20 protein-coding genes are annotated in these 18,457 nt (G+C 60.8%); 6 read left to right on the top strand and 14 right to left on the bottom strand.

What is annotated here, in order from left to right; all coding sequences use genetic code 11:
* Positions 1-36: 36 nt before the first annotated feature.
* Both OCV66_RS10500 and gap read right to left on the bottom strand, forming a co-directional pair.
* Positions 37-948 carry a DMT family transporter gene (locus tag OCV66_RS10500; protein WP_054328004.1) on the bottom strand — a complete coding sequence of 304 codons (912 nt, stop codon included), beginning with the start codon at positions 946-948 and terminating at the stop codon, positions 37-39.
* 61 nt (positions 949-1,009) lie between these two features.
* Positions 1,010-2,038: a type I glyceraldehyde-3-phosphate dehydrogenase gene (gap, locus tag OCV66_RS10495; protein ID WP_054328005.1), complete on the bottom strand. Its 1,029-nt coding sequence runs from the start codon at positions 2,036-2,038 to the stop codon at positions 1,010-1,012.
* 255 nt (positions 2,039-2,293) lie between these two features.
* On the opposite strand from gap, the gene OCV66_RS10490 reads away from it, so the two are divergent.
* Positions 2,294-3,376, top strand: coding sequence for an ATP-binding protein (locus OCV66_RS10490; RefSeq protein WP_054328006.1), 1,083 nt, complete (start codon positions 2,294-2,296; stop codon positions 3,374-3,376).
* A gap of 67 nt (positions 3,377-3,443) precedes the next feature.
* Here OCV66_RS10490 and OCV66_RS10485 read toward each other — a convergent pair whose 3' ends face one another.
* The 9 genes from OCV66_RS10485 to OCV66_RS10445 form a co-directional block, all read right to left on the bottom strand.
* Positions 3,444-4,187: an S-layer homology domain-containing protein gene (locus OCV66_RS10485; protein ID WP_147574263.1), complete on the bottom strand. Its 744-nt coding sequence runs from the start codon at positions 4,185-4,187 to the stop codon at positions 3,444-3,446.
* Positions 4,188-4,333: 146 nt separating this feature from the next.
* Positions 4,334-5,728, bottom strand: coding sequence for an aminopeptidase (locus OCV66_RS10480; protein ID WP_147574262.1), 1,395 nt, complete (start codon positions 5,726-5,728; stop codon positions 4,334-4,336).
* Positions 5,725-6,321: a dephospho-CoA kinase gene (gene coaE / locus OCV66_RS10475; protein WP_054328008.1), complete on the bottom strand. Its 597-nt coding sequence runs from the start codon at positions 6,319-6,321 to the stop codon at positions 5,725-5,727. The genes OCV66_RS10480 and coaE overlap by 4 nt, the downstream gene beginning before the upstream one ends.
* Positions 6,322-6,355: 34 nt before the next feature.
* Positions 6,356-7,381, bottom strand: coding sequence for an L-threonylcarbamoyladenylate synthase (locus OCV66_RS10470; protein ID WP_054328009.1), 1,026 nt, complete (start codon positions 7,379-7,381; stop codon positions 6,356-6,358).
* A 26-nt stretch (positions 7,382-7,407) separates the two neighbouring features.
* Positions 7,408-7,716, bottom strand: coding sequence for a hypothetical protein (locus OCV66_RS10465; RefSeq protein ID WP_054328010.1), 309 nt, complete (start codon positions 7,714-7,716; stop codon positions 7,408-7,410).
* Between the two features lie 65 nt (positions 7,717-7,781).
* On the bottom strand, positions 7,782-7,991 hold the full coding sequence (locus OCV66_RS10460) for a hypothetical protein (RefSeq protein WP_054328011.1): 210 nt from the start codon (positions 7,989-7,991) through the stop codon (positions 7,782-7,784).
* Positions 7,992-8,012: 21 nt separating this feature from the next.
* Positions 8,013-9,077 (bottom strand): peptide chain release factor 1, encoded by a 1,065-nt coding sequence (gene prfA, locus OCV66_RS10455; RefSeq protein ID WP_147574261.1) that lies wholly within the window; start codon positions 9,075-9,077, stop codon positions 8,013-8,015.
* Between the two features lie 27 nt (positions 9,078-9,104).
* Positions 9,105-9,884, bottom strand: a complete 780-nt coding sequence (locus OCV66_RS10450) for a YdcF family protein (protein ID WP_186950100.1) — start codon at positions 9,882-9,884, stop codon at positions 9,105-9,107.
* On the bottom strand, positions 9,881-11,809 hold the full coding sequence (locus OCV66_RS10445; protein WP_107631290.1) for an ABC-F family ATP-binding cassette domain-containing protein: 1,929 nt from the start codon (positions 11,807-11,809) through the stop codon (positions 9,881-9,883). The genes OCV66_RS10450 and OCV66_RS10445 overlap by 4 nt, the downstream gene beginning before the upstream one ends.
* A gap of 212 nt (positions 11,810-12,021) precedes the next feature.
* Here OCV66_RS10445 and OCV66_RS10440 point away from each other — a divergent pair, with 212 nt between their 5' ends.
* Complete coding sequence (locus tag OCV66_RS10440) at positions 12,022-12,519, top strand: helix-turn-helix domain-containing protein (RefSeq protein ID WP_082397325.1); 498 nt, start codon at positions 12,022-12,024, stop codon at positions 12,517-12,519.
* A gap of 58 nt (positions 12,520-12,577) precedes the next feature.
* Here OCV66_RS10440 and OCV66_RS10435 read toward each other — a convergent pair whose 3' ends face one another.
* Entirely contained in the window at positions 12,578-13,321 is a 744-nt protein-coding gene (locus OCV66_RS10435; RefSeq protein ID WP_107631292.1) for a hypothetical protein, read from the bottom strand.
* 15 nt (positions 13,322-13,336) lie between these two features.
* Positions 13,337-13,855: a peptidylprolyl isomerase gene (locus OCV66_RS10430; protein ID WP_054328039.1), complete on the bottom strand. Its 519-nt coding sequence runs from the start codon at positions 13,853-13,855 to the stop codon at positions 13,337-13,339.
* A 349-nt stretch (positions 13,856-14,204) separates the two neighbouring features.
* Between OCV66_RS10430 and OCV66_RS10425 the strand changes: the two genes are divergently transcribed.
* Positions 14,205-14,894, top strand: coding sequence for a ClpP family protease (locus OCV66_RS10425; RefSeq protein ID WP_054328017.1), 690 nt, complete (start codon positions 14,205-14,207; stop codon positions 14,892-14,894).
* A 586-nt stretch (positions 14,895-15,480) separates the two neighbouring features.
* Here OCV66_RS10425 and OCV66_RS10420 read toward each other — a convergent pair.
* Positions 15,481-15,753 carry a hypothetical protein gene (locus OCV66_RS10420; protein ID WP_107631294.1) on the bottom strand — a complete coding sequence of 91 codons (273 nt, stop codon included), beginning with the start codon at positions 15,751-15,753 and terminating at the stop codon, positions 15,481-15,483.
* A gap of 248 nt (positions 15,754-16,001) precedes the next feature.
* On the opposite strand from OCV66_RS10420, the gene OCV66_RS10415 reads away from it, so the two are divergent.
* From OCV66_RS10415 to OCV66_RS10405, 3 genes are all read left to right on the top strand, one after another.
* Positions 16,002-17,138, top strand: coding sequence for an iron-containing alcohol dehydrogenase (locus tag OCV66_RS10415; protein ID WP_147574279.1), 1,137 nt, complete (start codon positions 16,002-16,004; stop codon positions 17,136-17,138).
* Positions 17,139-17,163: 25 nt separating this feature from the next.
* The gene (locus tag OCV66_RS10410) at positions 17,164-18,072 is read left to right on the top strand and encodes an asparaginase (protein WP_107631295.1); all 909 of its coding nucleotides are present in this window, start codon (positions 17,164-17,166) and stop codon (positions 18,070-18,072) included.
* Positions 18,073-18,182: 110 nt separating this feature from the next.
* A complete protein-coding gene (locus OCV66_RS10405; protein ID WP_054328020.1) occupies positions 18,183-18,374 on the top strand; it encodes a ferredoxin in 192 nt (63 codons plus the stop codon).
* Positions 18,375-18,457: the final 83 nt, after the last annotated feature.

The following is an 18,457-nucleotide window of genomic DNA, read 5'->3' as shown; positions in this document are numbered from 1 at the left end:
CCTAAGGAAACCAGGGGACGCTTACTGCCATACACCCTATTCCTCCTGCTTATCCCGTGCAAGCAGGAAAATGGTGGACAAAATCAGTGCAAAGCCGATCAGGTCGGTCGGGCTGAAATCCGCTTTCATCCAGAGAACGGCAAGCACCGTCGCGGACACCGGCTCGATCGAGGAAAACAGGCTGCCCTTCTCGGGTCCGACCAATCGGATCCCCTCCAGATGCAGCGTGAACGCCGCGACCGAGCCGACCAGAACAACGACCGCGAGCGCGCTGACCGCCCCGGCGTCCAGCGTCACAGGCATCCGCCACGGGCGGAACAGGAAGGACAGCGCCGTGCCGCCGAGCAGCATGCCCCATGCTGTTACAAGCGCCGCACCGTATTTATGCAGCAGCGGCACCGGCTGCACCGCATAGATCGACATGGCTACCGCGCTCAGCAGCCCCCAGAACAGCGCACGGCTGGACAGGACCATCTCCCCCGGATGCCCGTGCGTCGCCAGCAGGAAGGTTCCGCCCACGGCCAGCAGGATGGACAGCACCTCAATGCCCCGTGGCGGGCGGCGGCTGCGGACCGATAGGTACACCAGGATCAGGACCGGCGAAAGATACTCCAGCACGGTGGCGGTCCCCGCGTTGGAGTATGTGATTGCGGAAAAATATGTATACTGGCACATGCTCATGCCCAGCACGCCAAACACCAGGATGCCGGCGGTGTCCTGCTTCCAGATGCGGAACACCTGCTTTTCGCCCCGCAGCAAGCATAGCAGCAGCAGGATCGCGCCGGCCGACAACAGGCGCACCGAAACCAGCCATCCGGTCGGTACGCCCTTTGCCTGCAGCAGGAACTGGCCGCAGGCGCCGGAAAGCCCCCAAAAGATACCGCCCGTCAGCGTCAGCAGCACGCCGCGCAGCATTTTATCCCGCTTCACACAGTTTTCCCCTTTCACAAAAAGACCTCTTGTGCAGATCACAAGAGGTCTTTTGGTTTTACGTTGCTACAGGACTGACTTACTTGTTGTCAACCTCAGCCATGTGCTCGATGAGCATCAGCAGCTTGTTGGAGTAGCCCCACTCGTTGTCGTACCAGGAAACAACCTTGACGAAGGTGTCGGTCAGCGCGATGCCAGCCTTCTTGTCGAAGATGGAGGTGCGCTCGTCGCCCAGGAAGTCGGAAGAAACAACGTCCTCGTCGGTGTAACCCAGAACGCCCTTCAGGCCGCCCTCGGAAAGCGGCTTCTCAGAAGCAGCCTTCATCGCCGCGCAGATCTCGTCGTAGGTGGCCGGCTTAGCCAGATTGCAGGTCAGGTCAACAACGGACACGTCCAAGGTCGGAACACGCATGGACATACCGGTCAGCTTGCCGTTCAGCTTCGGGTAAACCTTGCCTACCGCCTTGGCAGCGCCAGTGGAGGACGGGATGATGTTGCCGGAAGCCGCACGGCCGCCGCGCCAGTCCTTCTTGGAGGGGCCGTCAACGGTCTTCTGGGTGCCGGTGGTGGAGTGAACGGTGGTCATCAGGCCCTCGGTGATGCCGAACGCCTCGTCCAGAACCTTGGCGATCGGCGCCAGGCAGTTGGTGGTGCAGGAAGCGTTGGAAACAAAGGTCATATCCTTGGTGTAGGTGTCCTGGTTAACGCCCATAACGAACATCGGGGTGTCGTCCTTGGACGGGGCGGACATGATGACCTTCTTCGCGCCGCCGTCGATGTGCGCCTGCGCCTTTTCCTTGGTCAGGAAAACGCCGGTGGACTCGACAACGTAATCAACGCCGTCCTTACCCCACGGGATGTTCTTGGGATCCATCTCAGCGTGGAAAAGAACCTTCTTGCCATCCACGGTGATGGAGTTGTCGTCATACTCAATGGTACCGTCATAGCGGCCGTGCATGGTGTCGTACTTGAGCATGTACGCCATGTAGTCCGGCGTCATGAACGGATCGTTTACCGCTACGAATTCGATATTCGGGTTCTTCAGACCAGCGCGGAAAACCATACGGCCGATACGGCCAAAGCCATTGATACCTACTTTAATAGCCATTTGCAGTGTTCCTCCTCAATTTTGACAATTATCTTCTTGTCGATGGCTTTATTATACACTATCTGGACGATATGCCGCAAGGTGTAATATTTGTGAAATTTTTGTCATTATATTCTGGGTTTTTGTACATTTTTCTTTGCAAAGCGGTCCCGTCTGGTGGTATAATAGAAGCATCATACAAAATATAGTATTGCAGTCCGTAAGCAGCCTTATACCCACAAAGAAACAGAAAGATCAGCGATTCGGAGGATAGAGATGGCGGATACATTTTTCTCTCAGCTTGACAGCGCGGCTCTGCGCGCCCTGCTGAACCGTACCGCGCTGCACGACGCAGCATTGCTCACAGTAGGACCGACGCTATATATTGAGGCCTGCAACGACGCCGCGGCGCGCCTGACCGGCCTGCACCCGCTCGAACGCATCGACCAGCTCTTGAGCGGCGCCTCCGCCGGCGCGCTGCGCGACTGCATCGTGCAGCAGGCACCGCGCACCGTTTATGAGGAGCTGGACGGCGCCGAATACCGCCTGGAACTGCTGCCGCACCGCGGCGGCGCGCTGCTCGCGTTCCTGCACGACAACCGCTCCTCTTACGACGGGAGCCTGCGCGTACTGCACGCAAAAAGCGCGCAGTATCTCGGCACGCTTTTCGCCTGCGCAGAACAGGTGCAGGATCCCGCTCTCGCGGCCGAGCTGCGCAAGCAATGCCTGCGTATGCACCGCATACTAACCCATTCCGATTTCCTGCACGACCCGCCTCTCACCGAGCAGCTCCGCCTATACCGCACCGACCTCGTGGCTCTCTGCCAGACGGCCGCGGCCAATGCGGTGCTGTACGGCCCGTCGCACGGCACCAAAAACATCACCGTACACGCGCCCGATTTCTGCGACGCGCTGATCGAGCCGCAGCTGATCCAAAAGGCTCTATACAACCTTCTGTCCAACGCGCTGCACGCGTCCCCCGCGGGCGGCGATATCGTCCTTACCCTGACCGACGACAGCAGCTTTGCGACCATCACGGTTGCGGATCGCGGCCCCGGCCTGGATGCGGAGCTGTTTGAAGCGCTCCTGACTGGCTGGGAGCGGCAGGTTTCGCTGGACGATTACCTTTCCCTGGCGCGCTGCGGCGCGCCGCTCGGCCTCGGTCTGCCCCTGATCCAGCGCATCGCGCAGGCCCACGGCGGCAGCCTGCTCCTGTCCCCGCGGGAGGGCGGCGGAAGCGAGCTGCACATGAGCATCGCCCACCTGCCGGCCGCGCTTGCGGATAACAACCTGCGCGCGCCGATGATTTTGGAGGAGGGCTACTCGCTCGAAGAGATCGAGTTTTCCATCTTTGACTGACTGCCTCGGCACAGGCAAAAAACCGCCGTATCCACCCGGATACAGCGGTTTTTCTTTTGGGGTTGTCTTACCGGCCGGCATCCGAGGCGATGTTTCTCAAAACCTGCGCCAGTTCCGCGCGAAGCACATTGCCCTGCGGAGCGAACGAACCGTCCGTGTTGCCGTTCATCAGCCCATTCTTCAGGCAGAACGCAACGCTGTCCGCCGCCCAATCCGAGATCTGCGAAGCGTCGGTGAACTCCTGCACGGCCATGCCGTCGCCCGGCACAGTTTCGGTCAGGCCGTTCTCCTCCAGCAGGCCGAGGTAGCGCGTCAGCATCGCCGCGAACTCCTCGCGGGAAACCGTTTTCCCAGGGCGCAGGCGTTTCTCGTCGTCGCCGGTGAGGATGCCTGCGTCAAAGCAGAAAGTCATCGCCAGATAGTAGTCCTGACCGATATCCGCGTAGTCGGCCATCTCGCGGATGCCCATGCCCGCGGCGCCCGCTGTCAGCTTTTCGTCCCTGTTTTTGGCATCACGGTAGAGCGCGTCCGCAACCGCCTGACGGCTGACCGCGTGCAGCGGCCAGAAGCCCGCGTCCACCGGCGCGGCAAGATCCATCAGTCCCTGCTCCAGCACATAGTGGACCGCCGGCGCATACCACGCGGTATCGGCCACGTCGGCCGGCAGGGCAGTCTCCAGCCCATCCACCACCGTATTGGCGCCCGTATCCTCCGCCACGTCGGACGCGGTGTCCGCCGCCAGTGCGGTGGCCGACATGGACAGCACCGTCGCGCCGGTCAAAAAAAACGAAAGCACCTGTTTGAATGTCATTTTTATAAATCCTCCTTTTGGAAGCTGTTATTTTCCTTAGCTGCTCCCTATTATAACACGGCGTCCCGCGCCCGCCTGCAAAATGTAACAGAGGTGTAATAAAGACGGCGGCCGGTATCCGGCCGCCGTCTTGTGCGTTTTCCGTCTCAGTCCTTATAGAACGCCCCGAAGCCCTTGTAGGCCATATACAGGTCGAGCTTGGCGATCACCTCGAACGGCGCGTGCATGGAAAGCACGGGTACGCCCGCGTCCACCGTATCGATGTTGCGGTTGGCCAGGTACATCGCCACTGTGCCGCCGCCGCCCTGATCGACCTTACCGAGCTGGCCTGTCTGCCAGACCACGCCCGCCTTGTCAAAAATGCAGCGGATGCGCGCCATCAGCTCGGCGGTCGCGTCCGACGTGCCGGACTTGCCGCGCGCGCCCGTATATTTGACCAGCGCAAAGCCGCAGTTGGCGCGGGCATCGTTGCGCTTTTCAGACACCTCAGGGAAGTTGGGGTCAAAGGCGTTGCATACGTCTGCGGACAGGCACACCGAGTTTTCATAGCATTCCTCCACCAGCGCGCCCTGCGCGCGGCACAGGTCGGCCATGAAAGTATCGAACGCGCGCGACTGCATGCCGGTTACACCGTCCGAGCCGGTTTCCTCCTTGTCCACCAGCAGGCAGACGCAGGTGTGCGCGGGCGTGGTTTTGAGATCGAGCAGCGCGGTCGCTGCGGTGTAGGAGCACACGCGGTCGTCGTGGCCGTAAGCGCCGACAAACGAACGGTCAAAGCCAATGTCGCATGCGGGGAAAGCAGGCACGCAGCACAGCTCGGCGGAGAGGAAGTCCGCTTCCACCATGCCGTACTGCTTATTCAGGTATTCCATGACCGCAAGTTTGATCTTCTCGCCGCATTTCTCGTCCACGGTCTCGCTCGGCACCGAGCCGACCAGCACGTTCAGGCCCTCGCCTTTAACAACCTCGGTCGCCTTTTTGGTCATCTGCTCAGAGGCCAGATGGGGCAGCAGATCGGTGATGACGAACCTGGGGTCCTCCGGCTTGTCGCCGATGCGCACCTCGACTGTTTTCATTTGCCCGTTGTGGCAAACGCACACCACGCCGCGCAGCTCGAGCGGAATGGCGGTCCACTGGTACTTTTTGATGCCGCCGTAATAGTGGGTCTTGAAAAAGGCCATGCCGCCGTCCTCGTACAGCGGCACAGTGCGGATATCCACACGCGGCGCGTCCAGATGGGCAGCGGTCAGACGCACGCCCTCCTTGAGGCTCTTTTTGCCGATCACGGCCAGCGTGATCCCTTTGTGACGGTTGACCTGGTAGAGCTTGTCGCCAGGCTTGACGGTATCATCCCGCGTCCATGCGCGGAAACCCTTGGCCTCCGCCAGACGAACCATTTCCTTGACCGCGTCGCGCTCGGTCTTGGCTTCGTCCAGAAATTTCTTGTAGTCCCCGGCATAGGACTGGATGTTCTTTTTGTCGCTGCCGGTCAGCCGGTCGAAGCCGGTTTTCTTGTCATAAAAAAGCTGTTCAGAGGTCATTTTCGTTCTCCTTTGCTCAAAATGGTATATAAAGCATCGGTTTCCCGCCAGAGCGCGGCGAGGTCGCCGTTGTTTTCCAAGATATGGTCGCAGCGGGCGCGGTAAAAGCCATCGTCCGGCTGGGCAAGGATGCGCGCGCGCGCGGCCTGCTCGGAAATGCCGTCGCGGGCCATCACGCGCCGCACACGCGTTTCGGTATCCGCCAGCACGCCGACCGTCTTTTCGCACAGATCGTCCGCGCCCGCCTCAAACAGGGTCGGCGCGTCGTACAACACGATCGGGCAGGCGGCCTGCGCCTGTATGGCCGCGCGCGACGCGGCGCGGATATAGGGGTTCGTGATACGGTTCAGCTCGCGCAGCCGGTCGGGATCGGAAAATACGAGCCGCGCCAGCTTCGGGCGGTCGAGCGCGCCGGTTCCATCCAGCACGCCGCCGAACGCCGCGTCCAGCGCCGCGAGCATCTCGCGGTTTTCCGCACACAGGCGGCGGTAGACCGCGTCCGCGTCCACCCAGCCCGCGCCCTGTTCGCGCATCCGCGCGGCGACCGTGCCTTTGCCCGTGCCGCTGCCGCCGGTCAAGCCTATGATTTTCATTATCCCACACCCCCTGGCTGGATATGCACCCCACTCAAAGCTCGATCACCGCGAAACCCGCCGCCTTTTTAATGCGGTTTGCTACCGCCAACCCCAGCCCCTCGTCAGACGGACACTGCGCCCAGATCTGCCGGACGTCGGTTTCGTCGAACGCCCGCAAGCGGTCGAACACCTCGCGCGCCTGCGCCGCGAGGTCGGCTTGGGAGCCGAAGCACTCCACCACGCAGGTAGGGAAGCACTCCCTGTATTCATCAAAGCACAGCACACCAGTGGGGCCGCTGATATGCTCTTTAATATACTGCGCCGTGTGTTGTGGGTCGCCCCGCACAACCGTTACCGGCGCTTTCGGGGCATAGTGGCGGTATTTCATGCCGGGCGCGGACACCCTGACCTCATCCCCTATCTTCTCATACAGCGCGCGGTCGACCTCGACCTCGCCCAGCACGGCGCGGAGCTGTTCGAGCGTCACGCCGCCCGGCCGCAGCAGGCGCGGCTTGTCCAGCGCGAGGGTGACGACCGTGGATTCCACGCCCACGCCGCACGGCCCGCCATCCAAAATCGCAGCGATCTTGCCGTCCAAATCGCACAGGACGTGTGCCGCCGTAGTGGTCGAGGGGCGGCCGGAGGTGTTTGCGGAGGGGGCGGCCAGCGGCACGCCCGCCGCACGGATGAGCGCGCGCGCCAGCGGGTGCGACGGAAGACGGATACCCACCGTGTCCAGCCCGCACGATACCTCGTTTGGAATGCAGCTCCCTTTGGGTACGATCATGGTCAGCGGCCCGGGCCAGAACGCTTCGGCCAGCGCCACTGCCTGCGGCGGCACCGCGGGACACAAATCGGAAATCTGATTAAAATCCGCGATGTGGACGATCAGCGGATTATCTTGCGGCCGTCCCTTGGCGCGGAAGATTTTCGCCACCGCTTCCCCATTCAGGGCGTTTGCCGCCAGCCCGTACACGGTTTCCGTGGGCATCCCCACCACTTCACCCCGCCGAATCAGGTCTGCGGCGATCCTTATGGCATCTTTATCAAATTGTGGGGAAAGTATGCTTGTTTTCATCAATTACACTTCCATCAGTGGGAAATTTAATGCTCCAGTGTGCGGTCCGTTCCTGTGACGCGACCATTTTGCAGGTAAATATCCAGGGTGGACTCGTCAAACGGCATGTCAATGATGTAGGCCAGCAGCTCCGGCGAGTCGGTATAGTCCGGCGCGGTCTTCGCCCAGTTTTCCGCGGTAAAATCGCGCGGCACGCCGAGGCCAAGGCCGAAAAAGCCGTTCGCCTGCCAAACGCCCCCGCCCAGCAGCAGCACGCCCGCGAACAGCAGGATACTCCCCGCCAGAAACACCAGGATGCCGAGCAGCGTCAGCCCAAGGCCGGAATACAGCGCCAAGTCCCATAGCGATCTCTCCTGCCCTCATTATAGCAGCGGCAAAGCGGAGATTTGTAACCGCGCTGTTAAATCGCGAAAAACGGCAGCGCCAGCAGGCCGACGGGCGCGTCAATCACGCCCGTATAGATGCCGACCGCGATCAGCAGCGCACCGGCCGCCAGAAAGATCAGCTTGCGGGTCAGCTTCAGGAGCAGCAGCACAATGTTGATCAGCACCAGCGCGCCGCCCACCACCAGCCATGGCGCGGACTGCCAAAGGGCAGAAATTTCGTTCATTGGGATTCTCCTTTCCAGGGATCATGCTTCGCCCTGCGCCTTGAGCTTTTCAGCCGTGTCGGCGGCGATCAGGGCGTCGAGTATCTCGTCCATATCCCCGTTCAGGAATTGGTCGAGCTTGTAGAGCGTCAGCTTGATGCGGTGGTCGGACACACGGTTTTCCGGAAAGTTATAGGTGCGGATGCGCTCCGAACGGTCGCCCGTGCCGACCTGGCTTCTGCGGTCCGCGGCGATCGCGGCCTTCTGCTTTTCCTCCTCGGCTTCGTACAGACGGGCGCGCAGCACGCGCAGCGCCTTATCCTTGTTCTTGTGCTGGCTGCGCTCGTCCTGACATTCGACCACCGTGTTCGTCGGGATATGGGTCACGCGGATGGCCGAGGATGTTTTATTGATATGCTGGCCGCCTGCGCCGGATGACCGGAACGTGTCGATGCGCAGGTCCTTGGGGTCGATGTAAAAATCCACCTCCTCGGCCTCGGGCAGCACGGCCACCGTGGTGGTCGAAGTGTGTACGCGGCCCTGCGACTCGGTTTCCGGCACGCGCTGGACGCGGTGTACGCCGCTCTCAAATTTCAGGCGGGAATACACCTTATCGCCCGCCACGCGGAACACGATCTCCTTATAGCCGCCCAGCTCGGTTTCGGACGCGCTCATCACCTCGGTCTGCCAGCCGCGCTTATCCGCGTACATGGTGTACATGCGGTACAGGTCGGCGGCGAACAGAGCGCTTTCCTCGCCGCCCGCGCCGCCGCGGATCTCGACAAAAATGTTCTTGTCGTCATTCGGGTCCTTGGGCAGGAGCAGGAGCTTCAGCTCGTCCTCCAGCCGCGCGATATCAGCCTTGGCCTGCTGCAGCTCCTCCTGCGCCAGTTCCTTCATATCCGGATCGGACAGCATATCCAGCGCGTCCTCCTGCGCCCGCCGTGCCTTTTGGCAGGCGCGGAACGCCTGGATGATCGGTTCCAGCTCGTTGCGCTCCTTGAGGAGCTTGGCCGCGCGGCTGGGGTCGTCATACAGGCCCGGCTCGGCGAGACGGGCCTCCAGCTCGTCCATGCGCTGCGCAAGAGCGTTCAGTTTGTCAAACATAACAGGTTCCTTTCCGATTCCGCCGCCTTACGCGGCCGGTATATCCTTTCCCGTGCCGCCCTGCCACCTGCCGGTGAGCATCAGCCCCAGGATGGAGCAATACTCCCGACAATGCACCGCCACGCGCTGCGCCGGATAAGGCGTCGGCGCAGGGATGCCGGCCGCGTCCAACCCACCGCGCACCATCAGCACGCGGGCGCGTGCAAGGTGGTAATCGCTCGTCACCACCGCGGTCCTGTGTCCGTCCCCGATCAGGGCACGGGCGTTTTCAATGTTCTGTATCGTATTGTTGGATTCGTCCTCGAGCAGCAGACGGTCCGCGTTCATGCCTCTGGCGGTCAGGTAATCATACATCGCCTCCGCCTCCGGACACGGCTCGTTGCTCCCCTGCCCGCCGCACAGGATGGCGGTAGCCTCGGGGTGCGTCTGCAGGAAATCATACGCCGTATCCAGCCGTGCGGCCAGCGCCGCGGACGGACGGCCGTCCTCATACACCCGCGCGCCCAGCACCAGCAGGTAATCCGCGTCTCCGGCTTCCGGATCAGCGCGCATCCCGTGCAGGATGACGCCTTGCACCGCGACGAACGATACTACGAACAAGCCGAACAGCACACGTCCCACAACGGACAGCACGCGGCATACCCTGTGTCGCTCCCGCAGGCGCAGCATCAGCCATTCGCCCGCGCAGCCGGCGGCCAGCGTAAGGAAAAACACGCCGCCGAACCGAGAGGGCGCCCAGGGTAGCTGCACCACGCCGCCCGCAGCGAACACCGCCGCCAGCGCGAGCCAGATCTTCCGTTCGCTCATTGCTGCAGCTCCTCCAGCTCGGCGGCCACGGCCTCCCATTCGTCCATTTTCGCGGCGAGCGACTCGTCGCATTGCTCCTTTTTGGTCATCAGTTCGAGTAGCCGCGCCGAGTCCGAGGACGCGTCGATCATCTGCTGCTCCAACTCGGCCGACTGCAGCTCGAGCTGGGAAATTTCACGTTCGAGCGCGCTGAGCTGCTTTTGCAGGTTTTTGGTGCCGCCGGTACGCTTGGGTTTTTCCGGCGGACGGGGTACGTCGTCCAGCGTCGGCGCATCGGGCTTTTTCCGCCTGGGGGCCGGCGCGGAGGCAGGCGCCTCGGGCAGCTCGCCCCGTTCACGGAATTTCAAAAAGTCGGAATACGAGCCGATGAAGTCGGTCAGCCGCCCGTTTTCCAGATACAGCACGCGGGTGGCGAACCGCTCGACGAAGTACCGGTCGTGCGAGACGAACAGCAGCGTGCCGTCGAACGCCTCCACCGCCTCTTCGATCCACTCGCGGCTGGCAAGGTCGAGGTGGTTGGTCGGCTCGTCCAGAATGAGGAAATTCAGGGGGTCGTACATCAGCTCGCACAGGCGCAGGCGGCTTTTTTCGCCGCCGGACAGCATATCGACCGTTTTCATCTGCGTTTCGCCCGTGAACTGGAACGAGCCCAGCCGGTTGCGCGCGACCTGCATGGACACGTTCTTGTCATAGATCAGCGTGTCGATCAGGTTGCGGTGCGGGTTGGCGAAATGCACCTGCTGCGGCAGATAGGCAGGCTTCAGGCCCACGCCCTTGCGGATCGTACCCTCGTCCGGCGTTTCCTCCCCCAGCAGGATCCTGAGCAGGGTGGTCTTGCCCGCGCCGTTTGCGCCCAGCAGGGCGACCTTCTCGCGGTTGCGGATGTTGAAGCTGATACCGTGTAATATTTCACGCCCTTCATAACTCTTTGTAATATCCCGAACCTTTAACACTTCTTCGGTCTCGTAGTTCGGGTCGCCGAAGGTGACGGTCAGCTTTTTGTCCTTTTTCGGGCGGTCGGTTACGGTCATGCGCGCGATGCGCTTTTCGATTGAGGCGGCGCGCTTGGCCAGATGCTCGGTGCCGTGCTCGTGCATGATGCGGGCGACCGCTTCCAGCCGTTTTTTCTCGGCCAGCTCGTGCTCGTGATGCTTGAGCTGTTCCTCGCGGCGGCGTTCGCGCTCGACCGCGTAATAGGAGTAGTTGCCGTTGTAGAACTCGCAGGTGCAGTCGTGAATCTCGATCACACGGTCGCAGCACTGGTCAATGAACCAGCGGTCGTGCGAAATAATCATCACCGTGCCGCGATAGGACTCGAGGTAACTGCCCAGCCAATCGACCGCGTCCATGTCCAGATGGTTGGTCGGCTCGTCCAGCAGCAGAATGTCGGTCTGCTCCAGGATGATGCGCGCCAGGTTGATGCGCGTCTTTTCGCCGCCCGAGAGCAACGCGAACGGCTGCGCGCGCATGGCTGCGGGGATTTCCAGGCCGTTGCACACACGGTCGATCTCAAAATCACGGTTGTAGCCGCCGAGGAGCTCCAGACGGGTTTCAAGCTGGGCGTAGCGTTTGAGCAGCGAGGCGTCTTCCGGCTTGCGGGCCATCTCATCGGTCAGCGCGTCCATCGCGGCGGCGACCTCGTCGGATTCGCGGAAAGCCAGGCGCAGCACATCCTCGACCGTGGATTCCGGCGGGAAATCCGGCATCTGGTCGATCACGCCCGCGTTCTTGCCCGCGCCAAGCGAAACATGCCCCCCGTCATAGGGCAGGCGGCCGGTGAGGATATTAAGCAGGGTGGTCTTGCCCGCGCCGTTCGCGCCCAGAATGGCGACCTTTTCCCCTGGCTGGATATCAAAGGAAATATCCTGTAGGATGAGGCGGTCGCCGTAATATTTGGTGAGATTTTGTACGGAAATGTCAGCCACAGCCGCGGCTCCTTTCAAATATCGGGATAAATGGATATATACCGTTTTATTATAACACAAAAGATAGATAAGGGAAAGCCTCTCCCCCGCATTTTACCGCTCAACAACGCATCGACGCACCGTAGAACGCCGCTAATACTGCCTCAACTTTGCGTCGGTTGCACCAGGCTGTCTGATACGGTATACTTTTTCCCAAAAAGGAGGATATAGCAATGGATGCAATAAAAACAGGCGTTTTTATCGCCGCGGTACGTCGGGAGCAGAACATGACACAGGCAGAGCTGGCGGCCAGGCTGCATGTGACTGATAAAGCGGTCAGCAAGTGGGAACGGGGCGCGGGCCTGCCGGATATCAGCCTCATCGAACCGCTTGCGGCGGCGCTGGACGTCAGCGTGCTGGAGCTGATGCAGGGACGGCGAATTCCCGCCGAGACTGTCCGCCACACCGAGGCCGCAGAGGTGCTGACTGACATCCTCGGGATGGCAAAGCACACACGGGCAGACAAGCGCAGCCATCTCAAGCAGGCAGACCGATTTCTGTCCAGACTGCTCGAAGCCATTGGCCTGCTGTTCCTGCTGTGCTCGGTATATTGCAGGACACAGCTCCAAACGCCGATACCGCTTTGGCTCACCATCAGCGCCCTAGTCCTTGCGGCAGCCGTCCTGCTTGCCAAATGCGTCTTACATCGGGCGGTGGGAAATCAGACATAATAAAAACGCAACAAACCCCCGGAACAGCTTTTCCGGGGGTTTTATCAACAAACAGGGATCAAAACCGCATTAGCGGGATCTGGTGCGGCTCCGCCTCGCCCGCCGGCAGCAGCATGGACGTAATATCCGGCCGCGCCGTTTCAATAAAGTTGACGCCGCTGCGGATCAGCCCTGCCAGCGTGCGCTCGTCATTTGTCGGCAGGCTCATGGTGAACAGCCCCGCCCTCCGGCAGGCCGAGAGCAGTGCCGGCGTTAGGTCGCCCGCCGCCGCGCGCAGGCCGAACAGGCCGGTCGTCTGCGCCGCGCGCACCAGCGCGTCTATATTGTCCGGCAGCGCGGGCAGCTCGCCCATGATGTGCAGGTCAGGGTTAGCGACTGCGATGCGCGCCGCCTCCACCAGGCCCAGGCCGACAAAGATCGTATTGTCCAGCCATTCGGAATGGCGCAGGGTGATGCGGAGCTGCGGCAGAAGCGTCTGGTTATGTACCGTGATCGCGATTTTTGCCCGGCAGGTGCGCGCCAGCTCGATCGCCTGTCCGGCGGGGACAAGCTGCGGTGCCGCCTGGTGCAGCTCCGCGTAGCTGTAATCCGTGATGCTCAACCGCGTTCCGTCGTTCGCCACGCAGTACCCGTCTGACGACAGCACCGCGATACCGTCCGCGGTCATATCAACCGACAGACAGCAGCCTTTTGCGCCCTCCTCATTCCCTGCCAGGATGGACTCCAGCCCATCCGGCTCGGTATCCATACAGCCGACCGCGGAAAGGACGAAAATCTCTTTGTTGGTATAATACAATACCATTCCCCTTCTTTCCGTTTACAGGGTTTCAGGCGCCTCGTACGCCACGCCCAGCGTATCGACGGTCACCTTGCGCATGCGCTGCTCCTGGCGCGGACGGTCGTGCCAGTCGCGCGGGGCGTTCACGATCCCGTCGACCACATCCATGCCCTCGGTCACCATGCCGAAAGAGGCGTACTGGCCGTCCAGATGCGGCGAATCCTCGGTCATGATGAAGAACTGGCTGCCCGCGGAATCCGGCACCGCGGTGCGCGCCATGGACAGCACGCCGCGCGTGTGGTTCAAGTCGTTCTGGAAGCCGTTGGCGGTGAATTCGCCGCGGATTTCATAGCCCGGGCCGCCCATTCCGGTGCCTTCCGGATCGCCGCCCTGGATCATAAAGCCCGGAATAACGCGATGGAAGATCGTTCCGTCATAAAAGCCCTTCTGGATCAGCGAAATAAAATTGCGCACCGTATTCGGCGCGACCTCGGGATATAGCTCCGCGCGGATGATACCGCCCTGTTCCATTTCAATCGTAACGATAGGATTGCTCATTACCATACTCACTCCATTATTACCGCGAATTTGCGGATATTCATTTATATTGTAGCAAATTTCCACGCAAACAGCAAGACATGTTTCCATAATGAAACTCTGTGCCGCAGCACGCCCTTTCCGGCGGACGAAATCCACTTTATACACAAAGCTTTCCACCATGCATTGGGGATAACTCTGTGTACAAAGTGGATAACTTCCGGTATTTACTTGTAAAAGCTGCCTGTTCTACCGGATCCGCTGTTTACAGTCTGTAATATTTCCCTGCTCCGCGCGGGCCGCGCATGAAAACCACCACCGCGAAGCATACTCTACCGTAGGGATTTTTATATCAAAAAGGAGGAGCGATATGGCGGAGGAACACCCATCCATCCAGGCGCCGGAAGAAAATAATATTATGGAGACCGGCTCGATCACGGCTAAAACCTCGCGCGGCACGGTCCACTGCATCACGATCGTAGGCCAGATCGAAGGGCATATGGAGCTGCCCGCGCAGAACAAAACCACAAAATACGAGCATCTGATCCCGCAGATCACTGCGGTAGAGCAGGCGGAGGAGATCGACGGCATGCTGATCCTGCTCAACACCGTGGGCGGCGATGTGGAAGCCGGCCTGGCGATCGCCGAACTGATCGCGGGCATGACCAAGCCGACGGTCTCGCTTGTGCTGGGCGGCGGCCATTCGATCGGCGTACCGCTCGCCGTGGCTGCGAAAAAGAGCTTTATTGCTGCCTCCGCCGCCATGACCATCCATCCGGTGCGCATGAACGGCACCATTATCGCCGTGCCGCAGGCCTTTGAATACCTCGCCAAGATTCAGGAGCGCATCGTGGATTTCATCACCACGCACTCGCGCATTTCCGCCGAACGGCTGCAACAGCTCATGCGCGAGACCGGACAGCTCACTGCGGACGTAGGTACGGTCATCTCCGGCAAGCAGGCGGTCACGCTCGGCCTGATCGACGAGGTGGGTACCCTGTCCGGCGCGCTCGACGCGCTTTACCAGATGATTGGCCAAGCAAGGGAAACGCATCCGTAACGCCCGCGTTTCGGAAAAAGCGAACAAGAAAGGCCTCGTCCCTATCGAACGAGGCCTTTTACTTCCAGATCTCCATAGATTCTCTTTTCTCAGCAGGATATTTCCCGCTGTCCTTTTTTATTTTTTGCTGTCCGCTTTTTCATCCTACGTTCACGGGAACCGCCCGGCTGCGGTTCTTCGGGTAATGAACACATTTCGGTTTGTTACCTTAACTACATTCAGGAACTCTATATCAAGTCAGATTTTGAAATGCGTCTCTTCCTGGCGGGCAATCGTTCGATTCTATTCCTGTATGCCCGAACCATTTTCAGCAGGCTTTGATATGATCTCTGTCCTGTGCTCTGGTCCGCTTTTACCGCATCATACTCATCAGTATGCCCATCGGCCTTTTTTCTTGGATGCGCACTATTTTGGGCGATTACAGGTATCGTACTGATCAATTTTCATATTCGCCAACGCATTGCTTCAGGGTTCTTTCATGCATGAACCTTACTTTCCTGCTGCCTCGATCCGCTTACATCGTCAGTATGCTTTCACGGATATATTTTCACGAGGATAGCTTCCTCACAGGTGCCGTTCCTTACTATCAGAAGCCGATCGCGCTTTTCAGGCGGTTCGTTTTTTTAATTTGGAACTCGCTCTTTTTATAAATAGCTATCACCTTGATCGTTTCGGTCACAGCGCCGCGGCGAGTCCCGCGAACTGGTAGGATGTTTCTTCTGATACCATTGGACTCACCCCTTTCTCCGGTATCATTTGGCTTTGTACGCCAACCCTTCAGAATAAGAATGGGTTCTCGCCCTTTGTAAAGCCCCTGCTTTACGTCCCTTGGTGTTTGCCCTTTTCTTTTCTGTGACATTATAATATCATCAACCTTGCACAACGTCAAGCATTATTTTATGTTTTTTCATGGTTATATTAAACAAAACATTCTTGTCCTTTTCAGCGTTTTCCCTCTTCCCACGCTTCCGCTGATTTGCTATAATTGTATTGTTGGGTGCGTTTCGGCCCCAGCCGGAAAACGTACAGCAAGCAGCATTCGCATGGGGGTCGTTGGACCCCCTTTTTTTGAGGGAGGTTTTCTCGTTGGATATTTTCAGCTTCTATATGCCCACCCGCCTGTTTTTCGGCAACGGCGCCGTGCGCAAGCTCGCCAAAGCGCGCCTGCCGGAGGGCTGCGGCCTGATTATCACCGGCGGCACGTCGACCACACGGCTCGGCTATGTCGACCGTGTGGCCGACGTGCTGCGGCAGGCCGGACACGAAACGGCTGTTTACAACAAGGTACAGCCCAACCCGACCATCGAAGGGGTGCGCGAGTGCGCGGCGCTTTGCCGCGCGGCGCACATCTCATTCATCGTCGGCCTGGGCGGCGGCTCCTCGATCGACACGGCCAAGGCGGCCGCTGTCATGGCTACCAACGACGGCGACTGGTGGGACTATGTCCACGGCGGCACGGGCGGCGGCAAGCGCATCGCCAACGCCGGTTTGCCGGTGGTCGCCATCCCGACCACTGCGGGCACAGGCACCGAGGCAGACCCGTTCACGGTCATCACCAACGGCGAGGAAAAGATCGGCGGGGGCGGCGAAAAGTGCTTCCCCGCCATCTCGGTCGTGGACCCAGACTTTATGATGACCGTACCGCCGCACCTGACCGCCTATCAGGGCTTTGACGCGTTCTTCCACGCGGCCGAGGGCTATATCGCCCGCACCGCCAGCCCGATGAGCGACATGTTCGCGCTCCGCGCGGTCGAGCTGATCGGCCGGTCGCTCGCGACCGCCGTGCATGACGGCGGCGACCGTGAGGCCCGCGCCGAGGTCGCGCTCGCCAACACGCTGGCCGGCTTTGTCGAAACGCTGTCGAGCTGCACGGGCGAGCATGCGATCGAACACGCCCTGAGCGCGTTCCATCCCGCGCTGCCGCACGGCGCGGGCCTGATTATGATTTCGCGCGCCTATTGGAGCCGGTTCGCCGAGGTTTCCGGCGAACGGATGGCCGCGCTGGCGCGCGCGCTCGGGCGCACGGGCGCTACTGGCACGGCGGATTTCCTGGCGGCGCTGTCTGGCCTGCAGAAGCGCTGCGGCGTCCACCAGCTCCGCCTGTCCGGCTACGGCGTCCGGCCGGAGGATTTCGGGAAGATCGCGGACAACGCGGCCGCCACCATGGGCGGTCTGTTCCGCGCCGACCCGCGTCCGCTCAGCCGCGAGGAGATCATTGGCATTCTTGCGGACAGCTACCAGTGAACCGCGGACGCGGGGAGGGCAATCAATGAAAAAGGTGCTTTTGATCGCCACCGGCGGCACAATCGCGTGCCGTGAAACGGCAAACGGGCTGTCCCCGACCCTGACCGGCGGGGCGCTTGTCCGCCTGCTGCCCGCGCTGGAGACGGTCTGCGCGGTCACGGTGTGCGAGCTGATGCGGCTGGACTCCACCGACCTGACCGCCGCGGACCGTATGCAAATGGCGCGGGCGGTCTGGGAAAACCGAGGCCGGTACGACGGCTTTGTCATTGCCCACGGCACGGACACGCTTTCCTATACCGCCGCGCTGCTGCACCATGTGCTGCGGAACATCGACCGCCCCGTGGTGCTGACCGGCTCGATGCTGCCCATGGGCGCGCCGGGTTCGGACGCGCCCCGCAACCTTCTCGACGCATGCCGCGTCGCGGCGGCGGACTGCGTCGGCGTGCTGGCGGTGCTGCACGGAAAGATCATCCACGGCCCACACGCCGCAAAGCGCCATTCGCTCGAAGCGGACGCATTCACTTCGGTCGGCGCGCCGCTCGCGGGCGTAATCGACGGAGCTGGGTGCGTGCGGCTGGCGCACCCGCCGAAGCGCGACGGCACGCCGCGCTTCGTGCGGGACATCGACACGGACGTTCTGCTCGTCAAGCTGACGCCCGATCTCCCGCCCTCGTTTTTCAACGTCCTGCACAGGTATCCCCGGGTGGTGGTCGAGGCGTTCGGCGCGGGCGGCATCCCCCGCCGGCTGGAGGACGCGGTGCGGTCGCTGCTCCGAAGTGGCACGCGCGTCTATCTCATCAGTCAGTGCGCTGAGGGCGGCGTGGACCTGCACAAATACGAGGTCGGCCGGCGGGCCGAGGCCATGGGCGTCATCCCGCTCGGCAGTCGGACGACCGAGGACGCGCTGGCCGCCATCCAGTGCCGCGAGCTGTGACGCGCGTCTGTTTGATTTTTCCAGCTTTCCCGTTTTCTCCCCGCAAGACATACCACTCATAACGCCGCTCCTTTCTGCGCATACTGTGTGCGAGAAAGGAGTGTTTGTTTATGCAGGTCACGATCGACCGCGGCGGCTGCATTTCCTGCGGCCTGTGCGAAGCAACCTGTCCCGATGTGTTCCGCATCGCCGGAGATGGTCTGGCAGAGGTCTATCACCAGCCCGACACCGCGGCGCAGGAAGCGGACTCTCAGGAAGCCGCAGGCGGCTGTCCGGTCTCTGTTATTCACACCGAGGGCTGATTTTTGTATTAATTGCACAATTCTTTCTTATCTAATTTGTATAATTCATACAATCAGCCTCTTGTTTTTCCCCCAGAAAAAAG

The sequence above is a fragment of the Agathobaculum ammoniilyticum genome, assembly GCF_025567315.1.
GTDB classification, from domain to species: domain Bacteria; phylum Bacillota; class Clostridia; order Oscillospirales; family Butyricicoccaceae; genus Agathobaculum; species Agathobaculum ammoniilyticum.
Note: the sequence above shows the minus strand (reverse complement) of the source record. Positions and strands in the feature narration are given on the sequence as shown.